Origin of the sequence: Minwuia sp. (assembly GCF_048007105.1) — a bacterium.
Lineage (GTDB): Bacteria > Pseudomonadota > Alphaproteobacteria > Minwuiales > Minwuiaceae > Minwuia.
This window is the reverse complement of record NZ_CP180352.1, coordinates 77,866-101,476: the sequence shown is the minus strand read 5'-3', so window position 1 is coordinate 101,476 and position 23,611 is coordinate 77,866. Positions and strand designations below refer to the sequence as shown.

The following is a 23,611-nucleotide window of genomic DNA, read 5'->3' as shown; positions in this document are numbered from 1 at the left end:
TCATGTCCCGTATCGGCAAGAACCCGGTCACTGTCCCCAGCGGCGTCGAGGTCAAGCTGGACGGCCGTGACCTGACCGCGAAGGGCAAGCTGGGGCAGCTCAGCATGCGTTTCGTCAGCGACGTGAACGTCGAGTTCGCGGACGGCAAGATCACGGTGCGTCCGGTGAACAGCACCAAGAAGGCGAGGATGGCCTGGGGCATGCAGCGCACGCTGGCCCAGAACCTGGTCACCGGCGTCTCCGAGGGCTTCAGCCGCGATCTGGAGATCACGGGCACCGGTTACCGTGCGCAGGTGCAGGGCAAGACCCTCAGCCTGGCGCTGGGCTTCAGCCACGACGTGAACTACCAGATCCCCGAAGGTATCGACATCCAGTGCGAGAAGCCGACGTCGATCAAGGTTTCGGGCATCGACAAGCAGAAGGTCGGCCAGGTGGCCGCCGAGATCCGCGCCTGGCGCCCGCCGGAGCCCTACAAGGGCAAGGGTGTGCGCTATGCGGACGAGTACATCGTCCGCAAGGAAGGCAAGAAGAAGTAAGGAACGCTGGTCATGGCCTATTACAAGCGCAAGACGAGCGCAAAGCGCCGTTCTGAGCGGGTTCGCGCCAAGCTGCGCCGCCTGGCGCAGGGGCGTCCGCGCCTCTCCATCCACCGCAGCGGCAAGCATATCTACGCCCAGGTCATCGACGACGCCCAGGGCCGCACCCTGGCCGCCGCGGCGACCGTGGAGAAAGATCTGGCGCAGCCGCTGAAGTCGACCATGTCGGTCGAGGCTGCGGCGATCGTGGGCAAGATGGTTGCCGAACGTGCTGTCGCCGCCGGCGTCAAGGCGGTCATCTTCGACCGTGGCGCCCTGCAGTATCATGGCCGCGTGAAGGCGCTGGCCGATGCCGCCCGTGAGGGCGGCCTGGAATTCTAGGGGAGCGGAACGCATGGCACGTCCCGATTTCAACGACCGCGACCGCGACAGCGAATTCGTCGACAAGCTGGTCCATATCAACCGCGTCGCCAAGGTGGTGAAGGGCGGCCGCCGGTTCGGCTTTGCCGCGCTGGTGGTTGTCGGCGACCAGAAGGGCCGCGTCGGCTTCGGCAAGGGCAAGGCCCGCGAAGTGCCGGAGGCGATTCGCAAGGCCACCGAGGTCGCCAAGAAGACCATGATCCGCGTGCCGCTTCGCGAGGGCCGTACCCTGCATCACGACATCTCGGGCCGTCATGGCGCGGGCCGCGTGATGCTGCGCGCGGCGCCTCCGGGTACCGGTATCATCGCTGGCGGTCCGATGCGCGCGGTCTTCGAGACCCTGGGCGTTCAGGACGTCGTGACCAAGTCGGTCGGCACCTCGAACCCCTACAACATGGTTCGCGCCACCTTCGACGCGCTGGCGAACATGACCTCGCCGAAGCGGGTCGCCGCCAAGCGCGGCCGCAAGGTCGGCGACATCGTCAGCCGCCGCGACGACGCCGCGGCGCAGGAGGCCGCTGATGTCTGATAGCAAGCTGAAGGTCACCCAGGTCGGCAGCCCGATCGGCCGCCCGAAGGACCAGCGCGCGACGCTGGTCGGTCTGGGTCTGAACAAGATGAACCGCACCCGCGTGCTGGAGGATACTCCCTCGGTTCGCGGCATGTGCGCCAAGGTCGCCCACCTGGTGAAGGTGGAGGAAGTCAGCGGCTGAATCCGGCCGCCGGCATCTCGAAGGTACGAAGAGGACGATCAGCCATGCAGCTGAACGAACTGAACGACAACAAGGGCGCCCGTCACGCACGCAAGCGCGTCGGCCGCGGTCTCGGCTCGGGTCTGGGCAAGACCTCGGGCAAGGGCCAGAAGGGTCAGAAGAGCCGTTCCGGCGTGGCCATCAAGGGCTTCGAAGGCGGCCAGATGCCGATCCACATGCGGCTGCCGAAGCGGGGCTTCAACAACATCTTCCGCAAGAGCTACGTGCCGCTGAACACCGGCCGCCTGCAGCAGGCGATCGACGCCGGCAAGCTGGACGTGGGCCAGAAGATCGACGGTGAGGCGCTGGTCGCTGCCGGCCTGCTCCGCCGCACGCGCGACGGCGTCCGGCTGCTGGCCAAGGGCGAGCTGACCGCGAAGGTCGAGCTGGAAGTCGCGGGTGCTTCGGCGAGCGCCGTGGCCCAGGTCGAGGCCGCGGGTGGGTCGATCGTGCAGACCGATGCACTGACCGAGGAGCAGCTGGCGCACAAGGCCAAGAAGGCCGAGACGCGCCGCACCAAGGTGATCGGCAAGGGGCACAAGAAGAAGAAGTGATCGATGCGTGGGTGGCGGACACCGGTCCGGCACCCGATTTTGGATGACGGGGTGAAATATGGCGGCGTCCGCGAGGCGCCGCTCCCTCGTCTTTAGAGGTGATCGAATGGCGTCAGCCGCCGAACAACTTGCCGCGAACATCAACTGGGGCGCCTTCGCCAAGGCGACCGAGCTGCAGAAGCGTCTGTGGTTCACCCTGGGCGCGCTTGTGATCTATCGCCTCGGCACCTTCATCCCGGTTCCCGGCGTCGACCCGCTGATCATGAAGGACATCTTCGAGCAGCAGGCCGGCGGCGTGTTCGGCATGTTCAATGTCTTCGCCGGCGGTGCGCTTGAACGCATGACGATCTTCGCGCTGAACGTCATGCCCTACATCTCCGCCTCCATCATCATGCAGCTGATGACCACGGTCTCCCCGACGCTGGAGCAGTGGAAGAAGGAAGGCGAGCAGGGCCGCAAGAAGATCAATCAGTACACCCGCTACGGCACGGTGTTGCTTGCCGCCGTCCAGGCCTACGGCATTGCCGTGGGTCTCGAGGGCCTGACCGGCTCCATGGGCAGCGCCGTCCACGACCCGGGCATGTTCTTCCGCTTCACCACCGTGGTGACGCTGACCGGCGGCACGCTGTTCCTGATGTGGCTGGGCGAGCAGATCACCGCCCGCGGCGTCGGCAACGGCATCTCGCTGATCATCTTCGCCGGCATCGTCGCCGAACTGCCCAGCGCCCTCGCCGGCACGCTGGAGCTCGGCCGTCTCGGCACGCTGTCGACCGCGATCATCCTGTTCCTGATGGTCATGGTCGTCGCCGTGATCGCCTTCATCGTCTTCGTCGAGCGCGCCCAGCGCCGGGTGCTGGTGCAGTATCCGAAGCGGCAGATGGGCCAGCGCATGATCGGCGGCGAGACCTCGCACTTGCCGATCAAGGTCAACACCGCCGGCGTCATTCCGGCGATCTTCGCCTCCTCTCTGCTGCTGATGCCGGTGACGGTTGCGCAGTTCAGCCAGTCGTCCGGTCCGGAGTGGCTGCAGACCGTCGTCGCCATGCTCGGCCGCGGCCAGCCGCTCTATCTGGCGCTCTATATCGGCGGCGTCGTCTTCTTCTGCTTCTTCTACACGACCGTCGTCTTCAATCCGCAGGACACAGCCGACAACCTGCGCAAGAACGGCGGCTTCATTCCGGGCATCCGTCCGGGCCAGCGCACCGCCGAGTATCTCGACTACGTGCTGACGCGCGTGACCGTGATCGGCGCAGCCTACCTGGCCGCGGTCTGCCTGCTGCCGGAGCTGCTGATCAGCCAGTGGAACGTGCCGTTCTACTTTGGCGGCACATCGCTGCTGATCGTGGTCTCGGTGACCATGGACACCGTCGGACAGATCCAGTCCCACCTGCTGGCGCACCAGTACGAAGGGCTGATCAAGAAATCCAAGCTTCGCGGCTCTTCGAGGGGGATGCGCCGATGAATCTGATCCTGTTCGGACCGCCGGGCGCCGGAAAGGGCACCCAGGCCGAATTCATCGTCGACCGCTACAAGGTGGTCCAGCTGTCGACCGGCGACATGCTGCGCGCGGCCGTCGCCGCCGGCACCGAGCTGGGCAAGATGGCCAAGGCGGTGATGGACCGTGGCGATCTGGTCGATGACCAGATCATCATCGGCATCATCGGGGACCGGATCGACGAGCCGGACTGCAAGGGCGGCTTCATCCTGGACGGGTTCCCGCGGACGCTGGGCCAGGCCGAGGGCCTGGACCGGATGCTGGACGAGAAGGGCCTGACCCTGGACGCGGTCGTGAACATCAGCGTGCCCGACGAGGAGCTGTTCAAGCGTATCGAGAAGCGGGCCGCCGAGACCGGCGGCAGCCGCGCGGACGATAATGCGGAGACGCTGAAGAACCGGCTGAAGGTGTATCACGACCAGACCGCGCCGGTTCTGGCCTACTACGAGAAGAAGAACATGGTCGATACCGTCGACGGCCTGCAGGCCATCGATCAGGTGACGGCCAACATCGTGACAATTCTGGACGGAAAGAGGTAGACAGGGGCGGTTGACGACAGGGCGCGCATTCGTATAATCGCGCGCCTTCATCGATCATCGGGTTCTGAGGCGGCTCCGGCCGGCCCCTGCCTGCTGCGTTTTGCTAAGGAGAAGAGCGTGGCGCGTATAGCTGGTGTCAATATTCCGAGCGCGAAGCGCGTGGAAATCGGGTTGACCTACATTCACGGCATCGGGCCGGCGAAGTCGAAGGAGATCTGCGGCAAGATCGGGATCCCGCGCGAGCGCCGGGTCAACGAGCTGACCGACGCCGAGGTCATCCAGATCCGCGAGACGATCGAGTCGGAGTACCTGGTCGAGGGTGACCTTCGCCGCGAGACCGCCATGAACATCAAGCGGCTGATGGATCTGAAGTGCTATCGCGGCCTTCGCCATCGTCGGAACCTGCCGGTGCGCGGTCAGCGTACCCATACCAACGCCCGCACCCGCAAGGGTCCGGCCAAGCCGATCGCCGGCAAGAAGAAGTAGGACCACCATGGCGAAGAAAGAGACGCGCGTTCGCCGCCGCGAGCGCAAGAACATCACGAACGGCGTCGCCCATGTGCAGGCGTCCTTCAACAACACGCTGATTGCCATCACCGACGTGCAGGGCAACGCGATCTCCTGGTCGTCGGCCGGCATGATGGGCTTCAAGGGTTCGCGCAAGTCGACCCCGTATGCCGCCCAGATGGCTGCCGAGGATGCGGGCCGCAAGGCGCAGGAGCATGGTGTGCGTACCCTGGAAGTCCGCGTGAAGGGGCCGGGTTCGGGACGCGAGTCCGCGCTGCGCGCCCTGCAGGCGACCGGTTTCGAGGTCACCTCGATCCGCGACGTCACGCCGATCGCCCACAATGGCTGCCGGCCGCGCAAGCGCCGCCGCGTCTGACATTGCGGAACAGGCGGCTACAGGCCGCCGGAACTTATTTTTCTGCAGGCGGCGGCGGTCATTCTGACCCCGGCGCGTCTGCCATGAACGACATGAGGTTTGCCAAGTGATCCAGCGGAACTGGAAAGAGCTGATCAAGCCGAACAAGATCGAATACAAGGGCGATGACCTCAGCCGCCGCGCCACCGTGGTTGCGGAGCCGCTGGAGCGTGGTTTCGGTCTGACGCTGGGCAACGCGCTTCGCCGCGTGCTGCTGTCCAGCCTGCAGGGCGCCGCCGTGACGGCCATTCACATCGACAACGTGCTGCACGAGTTCTCCTCGATCGAGGGCGTGCGCGAGGACGTCACCGACATCGTGCTGAACATCAAGCAGCTGGCGCTGAAGATGCACGGCGAAGGTCCGAAGCGGGTGACGCTGAAGGCCGACGGTCCGGGCCCGGTCACCGCCGGCCAGATCGACGCCGGCCACGACATCGAGGTTCTGAACCCCGACCTGGTGCTGATGCACCTGGACGACGGCGCGCGGATCAAGATGGACCTGACCGTCGACATGGGTTCGGGTTTCGTCGCCGCCTCGGCCAACCGTCCGGAAGATGCGCCGATCGGCCTGATTCCGGTGGACTCGCTCTTCTCGCCGATCAAGAAGGTCGCCTACAAGGTCGAGAACACCCGTGAGGGCCAGGTTCTCGACTACGACAAGCTGTCGATGGACATCGTCACCAACGGCGCCGTGACGCCCGAGGACGCCGTCGCCTTCGCCGCGCGCATCCTGCAGGACCAGTTGCAGCTCTTCATCAATTTCGAGGAGCCGCAGCGCGAGGTCGCCGAGGAGCAGAGTTCGGAGCCGGAGATCAACCGGAACCTGCTGCGCAAGGTCGACGAACTGGAACTGTCGGTCCGTTCGGCCAACTGCCTGAAGAACGACAACATCGTCTACATCGGCGACCTGATCCAGAAGACCGAGGCGGAGATGCTCCGGACCCCGAACTTCGGCCGCAAGTCGCTGAACGAGATCAAGGAAGTGCTGGCGCAGATGGGTCTGCGCCTTGGCATGGAAGTCCCCGGCTGGCCGCCGGACAACATCGACGATCTGGCGAAAAAGCTGGAAGACAATTTCTAAAGGGCGCACAGCCCCAGAACAGAAGGTTGCATAGACATGCGTCATCGCAAGAAAGGACGGCGGTTCGGCCGCTCCGCATCGCACCGCAAGGCGATGCTGGCGAACATGGCCAACGCGCTGATCAAGCATGAGCAGATCACCACGACCCTGCCGAAGGCGAAGGATCTGCGTCCGGTCGTCGAGAAGCTGGTGACCCTGGCCAAGCGCGGCGGCCTGCATGCGCGCCGCCAGGCCTACGCCCAGCTGCCGGAAGAGGCGATGGTGGCGAAGCTGTTCGACGTGCTGGCCGAGCGCTACGCCGACCGTCCGGGCGGCTACACCCGCATCGTCAAGGCCGGTTTCCGCTATGGCGACGCCTCGCCGATGGCGATCATCGAGTTCGTCGACCGCGACGAGGACGCCAAGGGGACCGATTCGGGTCCGGTGCCGGGCGATGACGAGGACGATTTCGAAGACGCGGCCTGACCCGACGTCGTCGATCATCTACAGTTGAGGGGGCGGGCCGTGTCGCGGCGCGCCCCTTTTTCTTTGACCAAGGGCGGGGAGCCATGCTGCGTCTGTTTCTGATCGGTCTGCTGGTTCTTTCGGGCGCGCCGGTGATGGCGCAGGACGGGCGCCGGCTGCCGGCGTCGCAGGCCGAGATGACGCTGTCCTTCGCGCCGGTCGTCGAACAGACCGCGCCGGCCGTGGTCAACATCTACGCCAAACGCATGGTCCAGAGCCGCGCCAACCCGCTGCTCGACGATCCCTTCTTCCAGCGTTTCTTCGGCGGCATGCTGGGTGGCCGGCAGCGTCCGCAGGAGGTTCCCTCGCTGGGTTCGGGCGTGATCGTCGATCCCGGCGGGCTGATCGTCACGAATGCGCACGTGATCGAACATGCCGACGACATCACCGTCGTGCTCAACGACCGCCGGGAGTTCGATGCGGAACTGATCCTGACCGACGCCGATACCGACCTCGCGGTGCTCAGGGTCTCGACGGGGGGCGAGCAACTGCCCTTCCTGCAGTATCGGGACGCGGACACGCTGAAGGTCGGCGACATGGTCCTGGCCATCGGCAATCCCTTCGGCGTCGGCCAGACCGTCACCAGCGGGATCGTCTCCGGTCTGGCGCGCAGCCGCGTCACCGACCGCGGCGGGCCGCAGAGCTTCATCCAGACTGATGCCGCGATCAATCCGGGCAACTCGGGCGGCGCGCTGGTCACGCTCGACGGCCGTCTCGCCGGCATCAACACCGCCATCTTCACCCGGTCGGGCGGCAGCCACGGCGTCGGCTTCGCGATACCGGCCAATCTGGTGCAGGCCGTGGTGCAGGGCGCCCGGACCGGCAAGGGCATCGTGCGCGCCTGGATCGGCATGACCGGTCAGGATCTCACCGCCGACCTCGCCGAAGGGATGGGACTGGACCGACCGGGCGGGGTTCTGGTCGCCGATACGTGGCCCAACGGACCCGCGGCACGCGCCGGCCTGAAAACCGGCGATGTCGTCGTCAGCTTCGATGGCCGTCCCGTTCGTTCGCCGGCCGAATTCCAGTTCCGTCTGGCGACGCGGCAGGTCGGCGACAAGGTGCCGCTCGGCGTCTGGCGCCGGGGCAACGAACTTGCCTTGATGCTGCCGCTTGAGCCGGCGCCGGAAGACCCGCCGCGCAATCTCACACTGCTGCGCGAACTGCATCCGCTGCAGGGCGCCGAGGTCGCGAACCTTTCGCCGGCGCTGATCGAGGAGACCGGCTTCAACGGGGTGGATCGCGGCGTCGTCGTCACCAAGACGCTGACCCGTTCGCAGGCCGCGCGGTTCGGCGTGCGGCAGGGCGACATCGTCGCCGAGGTGAACGGCGCGCCGGTTGAGCGCGTGCGCGATGTCGAGAACCTGCTGCTGGGCGTCAGCGGTTCCTGGGTGATCACGATGCGCCGCGGCGACAGCGCCTATCAGATCAAGGCGCGGCGGGGCTGATGGCCGCCAACCTGTTCGCGTCCGCCGGGCTGGAGGATGCCGCGCCCCGGCCGCTGGCCGACCGGCTGCGGCCCGCAAACCTGGCCGAGGTAGTCGGGCAGACGCACCTGACCGGGCCGGACGGACCGATCGGGCGCATGGCGCGGCAGGGCCGCCCGGGCTCCATCGTGCTCTGGGGCCCGCCCGGCACCGGCAAGACCACCATCGCCCGGCTGATGGCCGAGAGCGTCGATCTGGAATTCGTGCAGCTCTCCGCGGTCTTCTCGGGCGTCGCCGACCTGCGCAAGGCCTTCGACAAGGCGCGGGAACGGCGGAAGGCCGGCCGCGGCACGCTGCTGTTCGTCGACGAGATCCACCGCTTCAACCGCGCCCAGCAGGACGGATTCCTGCCGGTGGTCGAGGACGGCACCGTGATCCTGATCGGCGCTACCACCGAGAACCCGTCCTTCGAGCTCAATCCGGCGCTGCTGTCGCGGTGTCAGGTGCTGGTGCTCCGCCGCCATGACGATGCCTCGCTCGAGGAACTGCTGACCCGCGCCGAGGCGATCGAGGGATCGGCGCTGCCGGTGACCGAAGACGGCCGCCTGGCGCTGAAGGCGATGGCCGACGGCGACGGGCGCTACCTGCTCAATCTGGCCGAGGAACTCTGGCGGGTCGCACCGGAGGCGCCCCTGGATCCAGCCGGTCTGGCCGAGACGCTGCAGCGCCGCGCGCCGCTCTACGACAAGGCGCAGGAAAGCCACTACAACCTGATCAGCGCGCTGCACAAGTCGCTCCGCGGCTCGGACGCCGACGCGGCGCTCTACTGGATGGCCCGCATGCTGGCGGGCGGCGAGGATCCGCTCTATATCGCGCGGCGTCTGGTGCGCTTCGCCTCGGAGGATGTCGGGCTGGCCGATCCGGAAGCGCTCCGGCAGGCGCTGGCGGCGAAGGAAGCGTACGACTTCCTCGGCAGTCCGGAAGGCGAACTGGCGCTGGCCCAGGCGGCGCTCTATCTCGCCACCGCGCCCAAGTCGAACGCGGCCTACAAGGCCTTTGGCGCGGCGTCTCGGGCGGCGAAGGAAACCGGCTCGCTGAACCCGCCGATGCATATCCTCAACGCGCCGACGAGGCTGATGAAGGATCTCGGCTACGGTTCGGGCTACGCCTATGACCACGAGACCGAGGACGGGTTCTCGGGCCAGAACTACTTCCCTGAGGACATGGCCCGTCAGAACTTCTACCGGCCGGTCGAGCGCGGCTTCGAGCGCGAGATCGCCAAACGGCTGGCCTACTGGGACGGGCTGCGGCGCAAGCGGGTGGACGGCGAATGAACATGATCCTGGCCATCGCTGCGGGCGGAGCGCTCGGGGCCGTCAGCCGCTACGGCGTACAGATCCTGACGATCCGCCTTTTCGGCACGGGCTTTCCGTTCGGCACCCTGGCCGTCAATGTCGCTGGCAGCCTGATCATGGGGTTCGTGGCGCAGTGGTTCCTGGCGCGCGGCGTGTCGGCCGAGTTGCGCAGCTTCGTCATGGTCGGCGGCCTTGGCGCCCTGACAACCTTCTCGACCTTCTCGCTGGATGCCGTGGCAATTTATGAGCGCGGCGAGCCCGGCCTCGCCGCGCTCTACGTCGGCCTGTCGGTGCTTCTGTCCATCGGCGGGCTTGTAGCGGGGCTTGCAGCCTCGAGGGCGGTCTTCGCATGAGCGGCGTCACCCAGCAGACCGTGAAACGCGACGAGGATGGCATGCGCATCGACCGCTGGTTCCGCAGCCGTTACCCGGGCCTCACACAGGGTCGGCTGCAGAAGATGCTGCGCAAGGGCGAGATCCGCCTCGACGGCGGACGTGTGAAGGCCGATCAGCGTGTCGCCGCGGGCCAGACGGTCCGGGTGCCACCCATGCCCGACGACGATGCGCCGCCGCCGCCGCCGAAACAGCTCTCCGACGCTGACCGCCGCCAGGCCGAGGCGATGGTGATCTACCGTGATCCGGAAGTGCTGGTGCTCAACAAGCCGGCGGGTCTCGCCGTGCAGGGCGGGACGAAGGTTTCGCGCCATGTCGATGGCATGCTGCCGGCGCTGACCTTCGGGCTTCCGGAACCGCCGCGGCTGGTGCACCGCCTCGACAAGGACACGTCGGGCGTTCTGGTGCTCGGGCGGACGCGGCAGGCGGCGCAATGGCTGACGCGTGCCTTCCGGGACCGGGAGACCGAGAAGACCTACTGGGCGCTGGTCGCGGGCACGCCCCGGCCGCATCAGGGGACCATCGATCTCAGGCTGTCCAAGGAAGACGGCGAGCGGGTCGAGCCGGTCGAGTTCGGCGGCCAGAAGGCGATCAGCCAGTACAGCGTGGTCGCGCAGGCCGCCCAGCGCGCCTCCTGGCTGGCCATGCGGCCCGTGACCGGCCGGACGCATCAGCTCCGCGTCCATGCCGCGGCCATCGGCTGCCCCATTATCGGCGACGGCAAGTATGGCGGCGAGAAGGCCCATGAGGGCGGCTTTGCGAAGAGCCTGCACCTGCATGCCCGCCGGATCGTCATGGCGCGTCCGGACGGCCGCAAGCTGGATGTGACCGCCGAGCCGTCGCAGATCTTTCTGGACGGTCTGGACCGCCTCGGCTTCGACGTGAACGACCCGGAGACCGAGGTCGAATGGCCGGAGGCCGAGTGATCAGCGGCCGCGGACCAGCCCCTTCAGATCGGCCGGGTTGGCCAGCCGCGTGATCCAGGCCAGCAGGCCGTAGACCGCAATGCCGCCGAGGACCAGCATGGCCAGACCCGAGGCGCGCCACAACTCCCCGCCTGGCAGACGCTGATCCAGAACGATCGCGCCGAACACCAGCGCTGCGGCCATCACCACACTTGCCAGCAGGGCCTTCGGGATCGCGAGGGCAAGACGGCGGTCGGTCTTCATCCAGCCGCGCCGGTGCAGCCAGATCGCGAGCAGCGCCGTGTTCAGCCATGCGCTGATCGCCGTCGCCAGCGCCAGCCCGGCATGAAGCATCGGGCCCATCAGGATCAGGTTCAGCACCACGTTCACCACGACAGCGACGGACGCGATGATGACCGGCGTCTTCGTGTCCTGGCGTGCGAAGAATCCGGGGGCCAGCACCTTGACCATGACATAGGCCGGCAGGCCGGCGGCATAGGCCGACAGCGCCCACGCGGTTGCGGCCGTGTCTTCGGCCGTGAAGGCGCCGCGTTCGAACAGCGCGCCGATCAGCACGTCCGGCATCGCCAGGCAGGCCGCCGCTGCAGGAAAGGACAGGATCAGGCCGAGCTCGACTGCCCGGTTGAGGCTGTGGCGCGCGGCGCCGTCATCGCCGGCGGCGGCCTGCCGCGACAGCAGCGGCAGCAGCGCGGTCCCGACCGCCACGCCGACGACGCCGATGGGCAGCTGGTTGATGCGGTCGGCATAGAACAGGAACGAGATCGACCCCTCGGGCAGCGTCGAGGCGAGGACGATGTCGATGACCAGATTGACCTGCACCACGCCCGCGCCCAGGGCCGCCGGGGCCATGATCTTCATCACGCGCTTCACGCCCGGCGTCAGACGCGGGCGCGGCAGGGACGGCACCAGCCCGGCCCGTCCCAGCGCGGCCATCAGCCAGACGAACTGCAGCACGCCTGCGGCGAACACGCCGATCGCCAGTGCATGCCCGGCTGTCGGCACAAGTCCGGTCAGTCCGAGCAGAGCGCCGATCAGGCAGATGTTCAGCAGGATCGGCGTGGCGGCGGCGGCGGCGAATCGGCCGTCGCTGTTCAGCATGCCCGCCAGCAGCGAGACCAGGCTGATGAAGATCAGGTAGGGGAAGGTGATCCGCGTCAGTTCGACCGCCAGATCGAAGGTTTCCGGATCGTCGCTGAAACCCGGCGCCAGCGCGTACATCACCACCGGCATGGCAATCTGCATGGCGGACACGAACAGGAACAGGACCGTCAGCAGGACCGACAGCGTGTCCTCGGCGAAGCGCCTTGCCGCCTCGCGGCCCTCAGTTTCCAGCCGTCCGGAAAAGAGCGGCACGAAGGCGGCGTTGAAGGCGCCTTCGGCGAACAGGCGGCGGAAGAAGTTCGGCAGCTTGAAGGCGACGAAAAAGGCGTCGCCGATCGGACCGGCGCCCAGGAACGCGGCGATCAGGATATCGCGCGCGAAGCCGGTCAGCCGGCTCAACATGGTGAAGCCGCCGACGGTGGCGGCGGCCCGTATCAGTCCCGTCTCCCGGGATCTCGCGGCGCGATCGGACATGCGCCCTTCTACGACGGCTTTGAAGCGAAAGTAAGATGGGGAACGGCCTGGGCCGCCAGGCCATCAACGGCAAAGGGCCGCCGCGGTTGCGGCGGCCCCTTCGGGTCCGGAGTATCCGTGTTCCGGAAAGTCGATCCGGAGGCCCGGGCGGGTAGAGGGGGGTGCCCGGGCCCCCGGGCGGCGAACACCAATTGCCCAACAGGGCAGGGAACGGATTGGCGCTCACCGATCAGTCGACCCGCCGGCATGGCGGGCCGGCCAATCAGCGGCCAAGCCTTAGTCGTTCTGGTCGCCGTCGGCGGTCAGGTAGCCGCCTGCCGCGCCGGCCGCGCCGCCGACCGCGGCGCCGGTGCCGGCGCCGACGCCGGTGATCGCGCCCAGGGCCGCACCGCCGGCCGCGCCGATGGCGCCGCCCGACAGGGTACGCTGCTGGGTTTCGTTCATGCCTTCACACGCGCCGAGCACGAGGGTGAGGCCGATAACGCTGGTAGCTGCAATCTTGCGAACCATTGTACTGCTCCTTTTTTCTTTCTTCGCTCTGGACCGCATTTAGGTGCGGTTCTTGATGCCGCAACCGCGGCATTTGGACAGGGTGAACGAGATCAGTCGTCGTTGTCGCCCTGGTGGGTGAGGTAGCCCGCGCCCGCGCCGGCCGCGCCGCCGATCAGGGCGCCGGCCGCGATGCTGCCGCCGGTCAGGGCGGTCAGGGCCGCGCCGCCCGCCGCGCCGAGCGCGCCGCCCGACAGGGTGCGCTGCTCGAGGTCAGACATGTTCTCGCACGCGCCCAGCGTGAGGGCGGAGCCGATGACGCCGACAATGGCAAGTTTCCGGAACATGGTTTTTCTCCTTCTTCTCGGTCCGGGTTGGGATCAGTGAAACACGGCGCAAGGGGCGGCGAGCCGCGCCTCGTCCAGACGGGTCAGGGCGCCGGCCTCGATCGCGTAGAGCGTGTCGTGCACCGTGCGCGCAGGCAGGCCGGCGACCCCGTCAAGCAGCAGCGCCAGGCGGTAACCGTCCTGACGCCGGCGGCGGCGCTGGCGTGCGCGTTCCCTTCGCAGCGCAGCGCCGCCGGTCGAGGTGTTCAGGCCGTGCAGGGCGTCCAGGGTGGGGCCCAGCAGGTCCGTGTGGTGAGTCCGGCGCAGGCCGCCCGCAGCGCGGATGACATCGGGCGCCACATCGGACGGCGCCGGGATCGCGGAGGGGAAGAGCTGGCCCGCGCCGCTCATGTTGCGGCCCCAGTCGCTGTGGGCGGCGGCCAGCGCGATCAGCAGCGACGGCGCAAAGGCGTCGAAGCGGCGGTCGAGCTGCTCGGCGCTGCTGGCGCCGTACTGCCACATGGCTTCCGACAGCAAGGTCTCGTTGGTCTCCGCACGCAGCATGGAGCGCTGCAGCGTGATGATCTCGTTCGCACGCAGCACGACCGGAAGCATGATCCGGACGAAAATCATCTGGGCTTCGGAGATGCTGTGCACGTGCGCCATGTCGGCCGGCAGCCGGTGCGCGAAGACGCGCGGCACGTTCTGCTGGCCGTCGCCTGCGGCGTAGGGATCGTAGGTCAGGCGGCGGGAGGCGTCGGCGATGCATTTCGGCGAAAAGGTTTCGCCGCCGATGGCCGACCGTGCCGTTGCATGAATACGCTGCTCGTCGATTCTAAGGTACATCGTCAGTCCTCGTTCTGGGCGCGAATGATGCGCCTCGTTGCTGAGGCTAAGATGCTCCTGCGTCGGTGACCGGTCAGCGGCCAGGTTGTGGCAAGGCTGTGACCGCGGGTAACGCCTTGTAACGCCTGGACTTCAGGCTCTACGGCGGGCGAGGATTCCGGCGCATTCGGCCATGTCCTCGACATTGTCGAAGGCGGGGACCCCGGCAGCCTCCAGACTGGCGAACCAGCCGTCCCGTCCGGGCAGGGTGCCCATCATCGAATGCATGAAGGGAACCGGGCATTCGGCAGCCATTTCGGCCAGTTTCGCGACCACCGGATCGGCATCGACCATGAAGGGGACGACATGCACGCCCAGCACGGCGTCGAAGCTGCCGGCGGCATGGTCGAGCATCGACCGGAAGCACATGCCGAAACGGTCCTCGCGGGCGTCGGCCAGCAGATCGATGGGGTTGGCGACGGAAGCTTCGCCAGGCAACGCATTGCGTAGTTCGTCCGCCATGACATTGGGCAGTGGCGCGAGATCGAGACCCTGGGCCGCCGCCTCGTCCGCGGCCAGAACGCCCGGCCCTCCCGAGTTCGAAAGAAGCAGGACGCGCTTGCCGATGCCGTCCGGGAAGGCCCCGAAACCCTTGGCGGCCAGCATGAGCTGCCGCAGCGAGCGCACGCGGATGGCGCACGCATCGGCCAGCAGCTTCCCGATACCGTCATCGTCGGTGGCCGGCGCACCGGTATGCGCCGCTGCCGCGCGGCTGCCGGGCCCGGTTCTGCCGCCCATCAGCGCCACGACGGGCTTGTCTGCAGCGATGCGCCGGCAGGTCCGGACGAAGGCCTCCGGATCGGCGACGGATTCGATGTAGAGCAGCACGCAGGAGACCGTGTCCTGGCTGCCGGCATGGTCGAGATACTCGGTGACGCCCAGATGCATGGCGTTGCCGACGGAGACGACCGTGGCGAGCGGGATATGCGACCGGTTGGCGGCCGCGATGGCCTCCTCGGCGATGGCGCCGGACTGGCTGATCAGGGCGATGCCGCCCTTCGTGTTCGGACCAGGAGGCATGTCGCGCAGGAACGTGGCCGCGAAGGGCAGGCTGCGGTCCAGCGAGATCAGGCCGGCGCAGTTGGGTCCGGCGACCGTGATCCCGTACTGCCGCGCAATGTCCCGCGCCTCGGCGTCGCGCTTCAGGCCCTCGTCGCCGGCTTCGGCGAAACCGCCCGGCAGGATCAGCACATTGCGGTGGCCGGTCTCGCCGGCCTCCTTCAGCGCGCCCGGAATGAGGTCTGGCCGGATCACGACGACGCAGAGATCGGCAGGGCCGTCCAGTTCCGTCAGGGATGTCTTCGCCTCGTGGCCGAAGACGCTGCCGCCCTTCGGGTTCACCGGTATCACCTGGCCCTCGTAGCCGGAGAGCCTGAGGTTCTGCATCACTGCGCCGCCGGACGATCCGGGGCGTTCTCCGGCTCCCATGACCGCGACCGAACGCGGACGGAAGAAGCCGTCGAGGTTCACAGGGGAAGGTCCATGTCGGCGATGACCGGGACGTGGTCGGAGGGCTTCACCCAGCCGCGCGCCGGGCGGTGGATCTCCATGCCCTTCACCGCGGGCTTCAGGTTCTGCGTCACCCAGATGTGGTCCAGCCGGCGGCCGCGGTCGGCGGCGTCCCAGTCACGGGCGCGGTAGCTCCACCAGGAATAGAGCTTCTCGGTTTCCGGCACGAACTGGCGGACCACGTCGTGGAAGTCATGCGCCGCGAACCAGCGCGACATCGCCTCGACCTCGATAGGCGTGTGGCTGACCACCTTCAGAAGCTGCTTGTGGGACCAGACGTCGTTCTCGTGCGGCGCGATGTTCAGATCGCCGACCACGACGAGACGATTCGAATCCTGCCGCCGTTCGCCGAACCAGCTGGTGACCTCGTCCAGGAACTGCAGCTTGTGGGCGAACTTGTCGTTGATCTCCGGGTCCGGCTCGTCGCCGCCCGCGGGGACGTAGAAATTGTGGATCTCGGTATTGTCTTCCAGGGTCGTCACCAGATGGCGGGTGTCGTCCTTGCCGCACCAGTGCATCTTCTCCGCCGACTGGAACGGGTATTTCGAGACGGTGGCGACGCCGTGATAGCCCTTCTGACCGAAGACCTCGACCTCGCGGTAGCCCATCTCGCGAAAGGCCTCGAAGGGGAACTTCTCGTTCTCGACCTTGATCTCCTGCAGGCAGAGAATGTCCGGATCGTGCTCGGCCACGAACTGTTCGACGATCGGCAGTCGCAGCCGGACCGAGTTGATGTTCCACGTCGCGATGCGGACATTCGCCATGCGGGGCGTCTCCTGTCTCAGAATATGCTGAAGGTGCCGCCGGTGATGCCCAACGGCCAGCGCCCGGCCTGGAACAGCTGGAATTTCTGGGCGAAGGCGTGGTCCTCGTCCTCGGCGGCGGCGATCACCAGCGCGGCCTGATAGGCGGCCTGGGTCGCGGCGCCCGCGGCGGCGCGGATAAGGCTCTGATCGGCGACACCGAAGCGGGATGCGGCAACGGCCGCCGCCCCGTGCACGGCGTCGGAGGCCTTCGATGTGACGTTGGTCAGCGCGACCAGCACGGCTTCCTCGTCGCCGGTGATCTCGACGGCCTGGGCCGAGAGGCCGGCGCGGAGCTGCTCCTCGGCCTCCCACCAGGCGGTGTTCCAGTCGGGATTGCGCGCGGCGGCTTCCGCTTCCTCCCAGTCCATCGCCGGGACGATGTCGCATTCGGGGAAGCCGAGCGCCAGCAGGTAGCCGGCGGCATCGGCCCGCTCGGCATCCGACAGCCGCTCGCCCACGGCAGCGAACCATGACACGTGGTGCAGCGTCGAGGCGAAGCGCGACAGCGCCGCCAGCGTCGGCGGCAGGTCGTCGAGCGCCAGGGTTTCGTCGTCGTCTTCGTCGAAGGGGGAATCGTCCATGGCCGGGAGCCTAATGGGTCCCGCGATGCCTGTCATGGCCCGCTGTGCTAGGGTGCCGCGAGCGATCGTCATCCCCGGGAGCGGACATGAAGAAGCTGATCCTCGCAGCCGCCATGGCGCTCGCCGCGCCGCTTCCGGCCGATGCCGACACATTGAAGATCTGCTTCGAGGACTGGGCCCCGTTCCACAGCATCGAGGGCGGCAAGCCGGCCGGTATCCAGATCGAGCTGACCGACCGCGCGCTGGCCGCGCTGGGCCACGATGCGGCCTACAGCCTGATGCCCTATCTGGACTGCATCGCAGCCGTCACCGAGGGACGGCAGGACGCCATGCTGCTGACGTCGGGCGAGGAGCCCCTGGTGCCGGCCACGGTTTCCACCGTGTTCTGGGAGATCGGCATGGTCGCGCGGCCGGACTGGCCCGAAGACCGCTTCGAGTCGCTGGCCGACTTCAACGGCGCGCGGGTGGGCATGATCGAGGGCTACGTCTATCCCGAGGCGGTCGATATCGCCGCGCTGGACTGGACCGCCGTGAAGGGCCGGCAGGACATCCTCAACCTGCGCGCGGCGGCCGCCGGCAAGCTGGACCTGATCGTCATCGACGTGCCCTGGGCGCTGCGCAAGGCACGCGAGGAGGGGCTGAAGGTGAAGGCGCTGGAGCCGCGGCTGACCTCGACGCCGCAATACACCTACTTCAACCCCGACCGGGCGGCGCTGGGTCCGGCGCTCGGTGCGGAACTGCAGAAGCTGATCGCCGACGGGACCGTCAACGCCATCTACGAGCGCGAGACGGGCATGCCCTTCTCCGCCGTGCAGGCCCGCGCCGGCCAGACCCTGCTGGACTGAGCGGGTTGAAAAATCCCGGAATGCGCGATAATTTTATTACAATACACGTATAAATAGTATCGGGGTGGATCGATGGGGCTTGGTGACCGGCTGAAGGGGCTGTTCGGCGGCAAGGCGACCTATGCCTCGATGGACGAGGCGGTCGCGGCGATCAACGCAGGCGAGACCGGTGCACCGGTTGACTGGGTGCGGGGGCAGGCCGAGGCGGGCGACATGCGGGGGCAGAAGCTGATGTTCGAGCTCTGCCGGCACGGCGTCGGCATGCCCGCGGACATGGCAGCCGGAATCGACTGGCTGGAGAAGGCGGCCGGGCAGGGCGACGAGGAATCGCAGAGCAGGATCGCGGGCCTCCTCAGTGTCGACAACTCGCCGTGGCGGGATCCGGCCCGCGCCATGCCCTGGGTGCGGCTCTGCGCCGAGCGTGGCGACAGCTTCATGCAGGTGATGCTCGGCGCCCTGACCCTGCGCGGCGAGGGTGTGGTGCCGGATCTGGACGAGGCCCGGCGCTGGTTCGACAAGGCCGCGGAGCAGGGCGAGCTGGATGGGCATTTCGCCATCGGGCTGGCCCATGAGAAGGGCGATCACCTGCCCCAGGACTGGGACGAGGCGTTACGCATTTACCGCGAGATTGCGGAACGGGGCAGCGGGCGCGCCCTGCACAAGCTCGGCATGCTCCACATGCTGGGTGAGGGTGTGGAGACGGACCTGCCGGCGGCGGTGGGCTACTTCGAGCGTGCGGCCGCCGATGGCGTGATCCATGCGATGATGACCCTCGGCGATCTCTACCGAGGCGACAGGCTCGGCCAGCCGGATCATGCAGAGTCGCTGAAATGGTACCGCATGGCGGCCGGGCATGACGACGGCGAGGCCTGGTATCGCGTCGGGCAGGCCTACGATCTCGGTCGCGGCGTGGAGCAGGATTATCTGAAGGCCTGCGAGGCCTTCTCCGAGGCCGCATCGCTGGACTACGACATGGGCAAGGTCGCGCTGGGCACCAAGTACGTGAACGGTGACGGCGTGGTCCGGGACCTGCCGCGCGCCTATGCGCTCTTCTTCCTCGTCGCGCGCGAGACCGATGACGAGGACGCCCGCTCCGAGGCCCGCCGCCTGCTGACCGAGGTCGCCGACGACCTCACGCCTTCGCAGCGCGCGGAGGCGGAGCAGAACATCCTCAACTGGTCGGCATAGTGCATCGTTCTGTGGTTCCCGAGTCTTCTTGGATGGATCACGCATTACCAAGGTGGTCATGCCCGCCTTGCGCGGGCATCCGGCCCATCATTGAGTTTGCGGCGAAGCTGTTCCGGTCCCCCGAGTAGCCCGACGGGCCATCGGGGGTGACCCGTTGACCGAATTCTGACCGGCCAACCGGCAGCGTCAGCTCAACGCCGCGATCATCTCCGCCGCGTCTGGCCACCGGGCGCTGAGGTTCTTGGCGTCGGCCATCTCGAAATCGGCGAAGTCGAAGCCGGGCGCGACGGTGGTGCCCATCAGGGCGAAGCGGCCGCCCGGTTTCACCCGTGCGCCCTGCCAGACGCCGCGGGGGACGATCACCTGCGGGCGCTGGCCGGCGGCGAGGTCCGGGCCGATCTCCACGACCGCGTGCGAACCGTCGGGCATCAGATGCAGCTGTTCGACCGGGTCGCCGAGATAGAAGTGGAAGATCTCGTCCGAGGTGATCCGGTGCATGGCCGAAACGTCGTGCGGCCCCAGCAGGTAATAGATCGCGGTGCCGAAGCTCCGGTCGCCGCCATAGCGGTCCGGAAGATCGGCGGCTGCGATCCCTTCGTCCGCGCGCCAGATCTCGGCGAAGTGCCCGCCCTCGGGGTGCGGCTGCAGGCCGAGGGTGTCGATGATGTTCTTGAGGTCCATTGCGGCGCGGTCAGCCCGCCAGCGCGGCGCGGATCCTGTCGGCGTTGGCCTTCAGCTCTTCCGGCTTCGCCATCTCGCTGGCCGGGCGGCGGAGCGGCACGCCTTCGTGGCGCGGCAGCACGTGGAAATGCAGGTGGAAGACTTCCTGTCCGCCCGCGGCCTCGTTGGCCTGGGTCAGGGTCACGCCGTCGGCGTCGAAGGCCTTCATCACCGCGTGGCTGAGCTTCTGGACGGTGCGGATGCAGGCGTCGAGCTGTTCCGGCGTGGCGTCCAGCATGTTGCGCGCCGGGCCTTTCGGGATCACCAGAACATGGCCGTCCGAGCGGGGCATGATGTCCATCAGGGCCAGCGTCATGTCGTCCTCGTAGACCTGCTCCGACGGCAGTTCGCCGCGCATGATCTTCGCGAAGACATTGTTCTCGTCATAGCTCATCGGTCCCTCCTGCGCCGCTCGACGGGCGCATTGTAGGGCGGCTGGCTACAAAGTCAGGTCCCAGTTCTGACCGACCAGATCGACGCCGAAGCTGTGATGTTTTTCCTCCTCGACCAGCACGAAGCCCTTCTTCTGATAGATGCGCCGCGCCGCGTGCAGGCAGTCATTGGTCCAGAGCGTCAGCATGCGGTAGCCCTTCGCCCGAGCGAAGCCGATCACCGTATCGACCAGGGTCTCTCCGATTTTCAGGCCGCGGGCCGAGGGCTCGACGATCAACATGCGCAGCTTCGCCACCTCGTCGGATTCCTTCACCACGAAGACCGAGCCGACATTCTGGCCGTGCCGTTCGGCGATCCAGCAATGCTCCCAGCCGGGCTGGAACTCCGTGATGAAGCGGCCTGCGATCTCCGCCACCATCGCTTCGAAGGTGATGTCCCAGCCATATTCCTCGGCGTAGAGCGCGCCGTGCCGGCTGATCACCCAGCCGATATCGCCGGGCCGGTGCGGGCGCAGGATGAAGGGCGGCTGACGGCCGTCGTCGCCGCGCTCCAGAAGGCCGCGGACCCGGCCCATGGCGGCGGTCAGTTCGGCATGCTCGGCCGGCGCCAGATCCTGCAGCAGTCCGGCGACCTCGGCACGGGAACGGGCGTCGAGATCGGCGAAACAGGCCCGGCCCGCCTCGGTCAGCTCGATCAGCTTCTCCCGTCCGTCCGTCTCCGAGGCGCGTTTGGCGATCAGCCCCCGTCGCTCGAGCTGCTTGATCAAGCGGCTGACATAGGCGGGGTCCAGCGCGAGATCCTTCGACAGCGCGCCGCCGGTCAGGCTGCTGGTCTGCGCCAGTTCGAAGACGATGCGGGCCAGCGGGAGCGGGAGATCGGTATCGAGCAGGCCTTCCTTCAGCACCCCCAGACGCCGTGTGTAGAACCGGGTGAAGTCCCGGACTTCGGCGATCGTGTGATCCATGGCAGCCTCCCGATTGACCGATGGCAGCTAATTAATGGCTTTTGGCCATTATATGCGAAGTCCGCGAGGTTGCAATCGGTCACGCGATTTCGGCTGGCGCTCAACTGCGGGCCGCCTATCCTGCGGCCATGAAGTTCCTGCAGCACAAACGGCTGGAAGAACTGGACGATGGCCTGCCGGCGCTGAAGCACTGGTCTCTCCGGTTTCTCGACGAGGACTGGGACGACCGCTACCGGGCGGCGTTGCGCGAGGGGAACCTGTCCGGCCTGCGCGCTGCAATGTGGATTGCCGTAGCTCTCAATTCGATCTTCGTGCCGCAGGATATCTTCTTCTATCCCGAGAATGGCGAAGCCATCGCACTGATCCGCGGGCTCGGCATGAACGGGCTGATCCTCCTGCTGCTCGGACTCAGCTATGTGAAATACTGGTACACGCGCTGGCCGGGCCTGCTGATGATCCTGGCTGTCAGCTACACGACCTTCCAGGCATTCGCCAACGTCTACGGAAACCATCATCAGCCCGTCGATCAGGGCTTCATCCTGATGATCTTCATCATCTACGCGCTGCTGCCGTTCTTCTACATCCAGGCCGTCAATGCGGCGCTGATCTGCAGCGCGATCTTCCTGACCATCACGATCTGGGGCGGCTGGCCACACGGCGATCCGGCCCAGGTGGCCTACGCAACGCTGCTGATCATCGCGTCCAACATCGTCGGCTTCGTGGCCCTGCGGCGGATGGAGTTCCTGCGGCGGCGCGGCTACGCCACCGGCGAGATCGTCGAGCGCGAACGGGAGCGGGTACGCGATCTGCTGGACCGGATCCTGCCGGCCAGCGTCGCCAAGCGGCTGCGCGACGGCGAGACGCGCGTGGTCGAGGAACTGGCGGACGTGACGGTGATGTTCGCCGATGTCGAGGGCTTCACCACCATGGCCTCGCAATGCGCGCCGGAAGAGACGCTGGATATCCTTTCCGGCACCTTCGAGCGTTTCGACAGGCTGGTGGCGCAGCACGGGGTCGAGAAGATCAAGACCATCGGCGACGCCTACATGGTCGCGGCCGGCGCGCCGAAGGGTTCGGGCTGCGACGCCAAGGAGATCGCGGCGCTGGCTCTGGACATGATGACGTCGATCGAGGATCTGCGCCGCCCGGACGGCACGCCCCTGCATATCCGCATCGGGATCGCACGCGGCCCCATCATTGCCGGCGTGGTCGGCGAAAGCCGCTTCCTCTACGACCTGTGGGGCGATGCGGTGAACACGGCGTCTCGCATGGAGACCACCGGCGAGGCGAACCGCATCCAGGTCACGGCGGAAGTGGTGGAGGCGCTGCAGGCGCTCTACGACTTCGAACCGCGCGGCGAGGTCGAGGTCAAGGGCAAGGGCCGGATGCCGACCTGGTGGCTGACCGGTCCGAAGATGCAGGCCGCGGCCGCCGAATAGCTCCCCTTCCCGGGGCGGGACTGGCGCAGCGGACATTTCTTCATATGATCGCGCCGGGGAGGACACCCGGTGACGGACTATCCGGAATATCGGTCGATCAGGCTCGAACGGCGCGGCACGCGCGCCTGGCTCACCCTGAACCGGCCGGAGGCGCGCAATGCGCTGACGCATTCGATGATGGAAGAGATCGGCGACGCCGTCGGGCATGTCGCGCGCGACCCGGATGCGCGGGTGCTGATCCTGCGCGGCGCCGGCGGCAACTTCTCCGCCGGCGGCGACCTCAACGCCATGCAGGACATGCCGCCCGAACCCGGCCCGGGCGAGGAAGACCCGATGTTCCAGCCCTACCGCTTCTTCGGCGATGTGCTGCACGATCTCGACCGCCTGGCGAAGCCGGTGATCGCCGTGGTCGAGGGTGGTGCGGCGGGCGGTGGCTTCGGCATGGCCTGCTGCGCCGATGTCGCCATCATTCGCGACGATGCCAAGCTGGCGCTGCCCGAACCAAAGGTCGGGTTCATTCCCTCCCAGATCATTCCCTTCATCGCCCGCCGCATGGGCGCCGGGCAGTTGCGGCGCATCGCCGTTCTGGGCCAGCGCATCTCCGGGGAGGAGGCCTACCGGCTCGGCGTCTCGCACTACCTGACCCGCTCGGACGCCGAGACCGAGGCGGTGCTGGCCAGGGTGCTGGCCGAGATCGACCGCAACGATCCGGCCGCCGTCGCGGCGGTGAAGGATGTCGTGCTCCGGTGCGGCGACGAACCGATGGTCGAGACGCTGGACGCGGCCGCGCGCCATCTGATTGCGCTGCTGCGCCGGCCCGAGGCGCCGGCCGGCATGCGCGCCTTTCTCGCCAAGCAGGACCCGCCCTGGCTCGCTGCGGCCCGGGCGATGAACGGCGGGGATTGATCGTGTGTGTTGCCCCCGGACCTGATCCGGGGGCCTCGGAGTGGTGTCGAACTCAGGTCCCCGGGTCAGGCCCGGGGACGGC

Annotated in this window: 29 protein-coding genes; 19 read left to right on the top strand and 10 right to left on the bottom strand. The window is 67.4% G+C overall.

Translation table 11 applies throughout. The annotated features are described in order from the left end of the window. Nucleotides 1-2 precede the first annotated feature (2 nt). The 15 genes from rplF to ACMVY4_RS00495 all read left to right on the top strand — a co-directional run bounded on the left by rplF (nucleotide 3) and on the right by ACMVY4_RS00495 (nucleotide 10,903). Complete coding sequence (gene rplF / locus ACMVY4_RS00565) at nucleotides 3-536, top strand: 50S ribosomal protein L6 (protein WP_416898272.1); 534 nt, start codon at nucleotides 3-5, stop codon at nucleotides 534-536. A 12-nt stretch (nucleotides 537-548) separates the two neighbouring features. Beyond that, nucleotides 549-917, top strand: a complete 369-nt coding sequence (rplR, locus tag ACMVY4_RS00560) for a 50S ribosomal protein L18 (protein ID WP_416898271.1) — start codon at nucleotides 549-551, stop codon at nucleotides 915-917. Between the two features lie 13 nt (nucleotides 918-930). Next, nucleotides 931-1,485, top strand: a complete 555-nt coding sequence (gene rpsE, locus ACMVY4_RS00555; RefSeq protein WP_416898270.1) for a 30S ribosomal protein S5 — start codon at nucleotides 931-933, stop codon at nucleotides 1,483-1,485. Beyond that, a complete protein-coding gene (rpmD, locus tag ACMVY4_RS00550) occupies nucleotides 1,478-1,669 on the top strand; it encodes a 50S ribosomal protein L30 (protein WP_416898269.1) in 192 nt (63 codons plus the stop codon). Before rpsE ends, rpmD begins: the two co-directional genes overlap by 8 nt. A gap of 44 nt (nucleotides 1,670-1,713) precedes the next feature. Continuing rightward, the gene (gene rplO, locus ACMVY4_RS00545; protein ID WP_416898268.1) at nucleotides 1,714-2,262 is read left to right on the top strand and encodes a 50S ribosomal protein L15; all 549 of its coding nucleotides are present in this window, start codon (nucleotides 1,714-1,716) and stop codon (nucleotides 2,260-2,262) included. A gap of 106 nt (nucleotides 2,263-2,368) precedes the next feature. After that, entirely contained in the window at nucleotides 2,369-3,724 is a 1,356-nt protein-coding gene (secY, locus tag ACMVY4_RS00540) for a preprotein translocase subunit SecY (RefSeq protein ID WP_416898267.1), read from the top strand. Further along, a complete protein-coding gene (locus tag ACMVY4_RS00535) occupies nucleotides 3,721-4,296 on the top strand; it encodes an adenylate kinase (RefSeq protein WP_416898266.1) in 576 nt (191 codons plus the stop codon). Before secY ends, ACMVY4_RS00535 begins: the two co-directional genes overlap by 4 nt. Before the next feature lie 117 nt (nucleotides 4,297-4,413). Further along, nucleotides 4,414-4,782: a 30S ribosomal protein S13 gene (rpsM, locus tag ACMVY4_RS00530; RefSeq protein WP_416898265.1), complete on the top strand. Its 369-nt coding sequence runs from the start codon at nucleotides 4,414-4,416 to the stop codon at nucleotides 4,780-4,782. Nucleotides 4,783-4,789: 7 nt separating this feature from the next. Then, on the top strand, nucleotides 4,790-5,179 hold the full coding sequence (gene rpsK, locus ACMVY4_RS00525; RefSeq protein ID WP_416898264.1) for a 30S ribosomal protein S11: 390 nt from the start codon (nucleotides 4,790-4,792) through the stop codon (nucleotides 5,177-5,179). A gap of 106 nt (nucleotides 5,180-5,285) precedes the next feature. Next, nucleotides 5,286-6,299 (top strand): DNA-directed RNA polymerase subunit alpha, encoded by a 1,014-nt coding sequence (locus tag ACMVY4_RS00520; RefSeq protein WP_416898263.1) that lies wholly within the window; start codon nucleotides 5,286-5,288, stop codon nucleotides 6,297-6,299. 36 nt (nucleotides 6,300-6,335) lie between these two features. Next, the gene (rplQ, locus tag ACMVY4_RS00515; RefSeq protein ID WP_416898262.1) at nucleotides 6,336-6,764 is read left to right on the top strand and encodes a 50S ribosomal protein L17; all 429 of its coding nucleotides are present in this window, start codon (nucleotides 6,336-6,338) and stop codon (nucleotides 6,762-6,764) included. Between the two features lie 83 nt (nucleotides 6,765-6,847). Continuing rightward, nucleotides 6,848-8,251 carry a Do family serine endopeptidase gene (locus tag ACMVY4_RS00510; RefSeq protein ID WP_416898261.1) on the top strand — a complete coding sequence of 468 codons (1,404 nt, stop codon included), beginning with the start codon at nucleotides 6,848-6,850 and terminating at the stop codon, nucleotides 8,249-8,251. Beyond that, nucleotides 8,251-9,564, top strand: coding sequence for a replication-associated recombination protein A (locus ACMVY4_RS00505; RefSeq protein ID WP_416898260.1), 1,314 nt, complete (start codon nucleotides 8,251-8,253; stop codon nucleotides 9,562-9,564). Before ACMVY4_RS00510 ends, ACMVY4_RS00505 begins: the two co-directional genes overlap by 1 nt. Then, nucleotides 9,561-9,938: a fluoride efflux transporter FluC gene (locus tag ACMVY4_RS00500; RefSeq protein ID WP_416898259.1), complete on the top strand. Its 378-nt coding sequence runs from the start codon at nucleotides 9,561-9,563 to the stop codon at nucleotides 9,936-9,938. The genes ACMVY4_RS00505 and ACMVY4_RS00500 overlap by 4 nt, the downstream gene beginning before the upstream one ends. Then, nucleotides 9,935-10,903, top strand: coding sequence for an RluA family pseudouridine synthase (locus ACMVY4_RS00495; protein ID WP_416898258.1), 969 nt, complete (start codon nucleotides 9,935-9,937; stop codon nucleotides 10,901-10,903). The genes ACMVY4_RS00500 and ACMVY4_RS00495 overlap by 4 nt, the downstream gene beginning before the upstream one ends. Here ACMVY4_RS00495 and murJ read toward each other — a convergent pair whose 3' ends face one another. The 7 genes from murJ to ACMVY4_RS00460 form a co-directional block, all read right to left on the bottom strand. Continuing rightward, complete coding sequence (murJ, locus tag ACMVY4_RS00490) at nucleotides 10,904-12,478, bottom strand: murein biosynthesis integral membrane protein MurJ (RefSeq protein ID WP_416898257.1); 1,575 nt, start codon at nucleotides 12,476-12,478, stop codon at nucleotides 10,904-10,906. It abuts the gene before it with no gap. Between the two features lie 276 nt (nucleotides 12,479-12,754). Next, nucleotides 12,755-12,988 carry a YMGG-like glycine zipper-containing protein gene (locus ACMVY4_RS00485; RefSeq protein WP_416898256.1) on the bottom strand — a complete coding sequence of 78 codons (234 nt, stop codon included), beginning with the start codon at nucleotides 12,986-12,988 and terminating at the stop codon, nucleotides 12,755-12,757. A 92-nt stretch (nucleotides 12,989-13,080) separates the two neighbouring features. Continuing rightward, nucleotides 13,081-13,314 carry a hypothetical protein gene (locus ACMVY4_RS00480; protein ID WP_416898255.1) on the bottom strand — a complete coding sequence of 78 codons (234 nt, stop codon included), beginning with the start codon at nucleotides 13,312-13,314 and terminating at the stop codon, nucleotides 13,081-13,083. A gap of 33 nt (nucleotides 13,315-13,347) precedes the next feature. After that, on the bottom strand, nucleotides 13,348-14,139 hold the full coding sequence (locus ACMVY4_RS00475; protein WP_416898254.1) for a hypothetical protein: 792 nt from the start codon (nucleotides 14,137-14,139) through the stop codon (nucleotides 13,348-13,350). Between the two features lie 132 nt (nucleotides 14,140-14,271). Next, a complete protein-coding gene (locus ACMVY4_RS00470) occupies nucleotides 14,272-15,648 on the bottom strand; it encodes a CoA-binding protein (protein WP_416898253.1) in 1,377 nt (458 codons plus the stop codon). Continuing rightward, entirely contained in the window at nucleotides 15,645-16,451 is an 807-nt protein-coding gene (xth, locus tag ACMVY4_RS00465; RefSeq protein WP_416898252.1) for an exodeoxyribonuclease III, read from the bottom strand. Before xth ends, ACMVY4_RS00470 begins: the two co-directional genes overlap by 4 nt. Nucleotides 16,452-16,468: 17 nt before the next feature. Further along, nucleotides 16,469-17,074, bottom strand: a complete 606-nt coding sequence (locus tag ACMVY4_RS00460) for a hypothetical protein (RefSeq protein WP_416898251.1) — start codon at nucleotides 17,072-17,074, stop codon at nucleotides 16,469-16,471. Between the two features lie 86 nt (nucleotides 17,075-17,160). Between ACMVY4_RS00460 and ACMVY4_RS00455 the strand changes: the two genes are divergently transcribed. Both ACMVY4_RS00455 and ACMVY4_RS00450 read left to right on the top strand, forming a co-directional pair. Then, nucleotides 17,161-17,919, top strand: coding sequence for a substrate-binding periplasmic protein (locus tag ACMVY4_RS00455; RefSeq protein WP_416898250.1), 759 nt, complete (start codon nucleotides 17,161-17,163; stop codon nucleotides 17,917-17,919). 72 nt (nucleotides 17,920-17,991) lie between these two features. Beyond that, on the top strand, nucleotides 17,992-19,107 hold the full coding sequence (locus tag ACMVY4_RS00450; protein WP_416898249.1) for a tetratricopeptide repeat protein: 1,116 nt from the start codon (nucleotides 17,992-17,994) through the stop codon (nucleotides 19,105-19,107). Between the two features lie 186 nt (nucleotides 19,108-19,293). On the opposite strand, the gene ACMVY4_RS00445 is transcribed toward ACMVY4_RS00450, so the two are convergent. From ACMVY4_RS00445 to ACMVY4_RS00435, 3 genes are read right to left on the bottom strand one after another with little or no spacing between them, the layout of a single operon-like run. Beyond that, nucleotides 19,294-19,788: a cupin domain-containing protein gene (locus tag ACMVY4_RS00445; protein WP_416898248.1), complete on the bottom strand. Its 495-nt coding sequence runs from the start codon at nucleotides 19,786-19,788 to the stop codon at nucleotides 19,294-19,296. A 10-nt stretch (nucleotides 19,789-19,798) separates the two neighbouring features. Next, the gene (locus ACMVY4_RS00440) at nucleotides 19,799-20,221 is read right to left on the bottom strand and encodes an HIT family protein (protein WP_416898247.1); all 423 of its coding nucleotides are present in this window, start codon (nucleotides 20,219-20,221) and stop codon (nucleotides 19,799-19,801) included. A gap of 45 nt (nucleotides 20,222-20,266) precedes the next feature. Next, nucleotides 20,267-21,184 (bottom strand): bifunctional helix-turn-helix transcriptional regulator/GNAT family N-acetyltransferase, encoded by a 918-nt coding sequence (locus tag ACMVY4_RS00435; protein ID WP_416898246.1) that lies wholly within the window; start codon nucleotides 21,182-21,184, stop codon nucleotides 20,267-20,269. A 128-nt stretch (nucleotides 21,185-21,312) separates the two neighbouring features. On the opposite strand from ACMVY4_RS00435, the gene ACMVY4_RS00430 reads away from it, so the two are divergent. Both ACMVY4_RS00430 and ACMVY4_RS00425 read left to right on the top strand, forming a co-directional pair. Continuing rightward, nucleotides 21,313-22,623 carry an adenylate/guanylate cyclase domain-containing protein gene (locus ACMVY4_RS00430; protein ID WP_416898245.1) on the top strand — a complete coding sequence of 437 codons (1,311 nt, stop codon included), beginning with the start codon at nucleotides 21,313-21,315 and terminating at the stop codon, nucleotides 22,621-22,623. A 69-nt stretch (nucleotides 22,624-22,692) separates the two neighbouring features. After that, nucleotides 22,693-23,529 (top strand): enoyl-CoA hydratase/isomerase family protein, encoded by an 837-nt coding sequence (locus tag ACMVY4_RS00425; RefSeq protein ID WP_416898244.1) that lies wholly within the window; start codon nucleotides 22,693-22,695, stop codon nucleotides 23,527-23,529. Nucleotides 23,530-23,611: the final 82 nt, after the last annotated feature.

Coding starts and splice junctions, on each gene's coding strand:
- rplF (WP_416898272.1), top strand. CDS start 3: ATGTCCCGTATCGGCAAGAACCCGGTCACTGTCCCCAGCGGCGTCGAG.
- rplR (WP_416898271.1), top strand. CDS start 549: ATGGCCTATTACAAGCGCAAGACGAGCGCAAAGCGCCGTTCTGAGCGG.
- rpsE (WP_416898270.1), top strand. CDS start 931: ATGGCACGTCCCGATTTCAACGACCGCGACCGCGACAGCGAATTCGTC.
- rpmD (WP_416898269.1), top strand. CDS start 1,478: ATGTCTGATAGCAAGCTGAAGGTCACCCAGGTCGGCAGCCCGATCGGC.
- rplO (WP_416898268.1), top strand. CDS start 1,714: ATGCAGCTGAACGAACTGAACGACAACAAGGGCGCCCGTCACGCACGC.
- secY (WP_416898267.1), top strand. CDS start 2,369: ATGGCGTCAGCCGCCGAACAACTTGCCGCGAACATCAACTGGGGCGCC.
- ACMVY4_RS00535 (WP_416898266.1), top strand. CDS start 3,721: ATGAATCTGATCCTGTTCGGACCGCCGGGCGCCGGAAAGGGCACCCAG.
- rpsK (WP_416898264.1), top strand. CDS start 4,790: ATGGCGAAGAAAGAGACGCGCGTTCGCCGCCGCGAGCGCAAGAACATC.
- rplQ (WP_416898262.1), top strand. CDS start 6,336: ATGCGTCATCGCAAGAAAGGACGGCGGTTCGGCCGCTCCGCATCGCAC.
- ACMVY4_RS00510 (WP_416898261.1), top strand. CDS start 6,848: ATGCTGCGTCTGTTTCTGATCGGTCTGCTGGTTCTTTCGGGCGCGCCG.
- ACMVY4_RS00505 (WP_416898260.1), top strand. CDS start 8,251: ATGGCCGCCAACCTGTTCGCGTCCGCCGGGCTGGAGGATGCCGCGCCC.
- ACMVY4_RS00500 (WP_416898259.1), top strand. CDS start 9,561: ATGAACATGATCCTGGCCATCGCTGCGGGCGGAGCGCTCGGGGCCGTC.
- ACMVY4_RS00495 (WP_416898258.1), top strand. CDS start 9,935: ATGAGCGGCGTCACCCAGCAGACCGTGAAACGCGACGAGGATGGCATG.
- murJ (WP_416898257.1), bottom strand. CDS start 12,478: ATGTCCGATCGCGCCGCGAGATCCCGGGAGACGGGACTGATACGGGCC.
- ACMVY4_RS00485 (WP_416898256.1), bottom strand. CDS start 12,988: ATGGTTCGCAAGATTGCAGCTACCAGCGTTATCGGCCTCACCCTCGTG.
- ACMVY4_RS00480 (WP_416898255.1), bottom strand. CDS start 13,314: ATGTTCCGGAAACTTGCCATTGTCGGCGTCATCGGCTCCGCCCTCACG.
- ACMVY4_RS00475 (WP_416898254.1), bottom strand. CDS start 14,139: ATGTACCTTAGAATCGACGAGCAGCGTATTCATGCAACGGCACGGTCG.
- xth (WP_416898252.1), bottom strand. CDS start 16,451: ATGGCGAATGTCCGCATCGCGACGTGGAACATCAACTCGGTCCGGCTG.
- ACMVY4_RS00460 (WP_416898251.1), bottom strand. CDS start 17,074: ATGGACGATTCCCCCTTCGACGAAGACGACGACGAAACCCTGGCGCTC.
- ACMVY4_RS00455 (WP_416898250.1), top strand. CDS start 17,161: ATGAAGAAGCTGATCCTCGCAGCCGCCATGGCGCTCGCCGCGCCGCTT.
- ACMVY4_RS00450 (WP_416898249.1), top strand. CDS start 17,992: ATGGGGCTTGGTGACCGGCTGAAGGGGCTGTTCGGCGGCAAGGCGACC.
- ACMVY4_RS00445 (WP_416898248.1), bottom strand. CDS start 19,788: ATGGACCTCAAGAACATCATCGACACCCTCGGCCTGCAGCCGCACCCC.
- ACMVY4_RS00440 (WP_416898247.1), bottom strand. CDS start 20,221: ATGAGCTATGACGAGAACAATGTCTTCGCGAAGATCATGCGCGGCGAA.
- ACMVY4_RS00435 (WP_416898246.1), bottom strand. CDS start 21,184: ATGGATCACACGATCGCCGAAGTCCGGGACTTCACCCGGTTCTACACA.
- ACMVY4_RS00430 (WP_416898245.1), top strand. CDS start 21,313: ATGAAGTTCCTGCAGCACAAACGGCTGGAAGAACTGGACGATGGCCTG.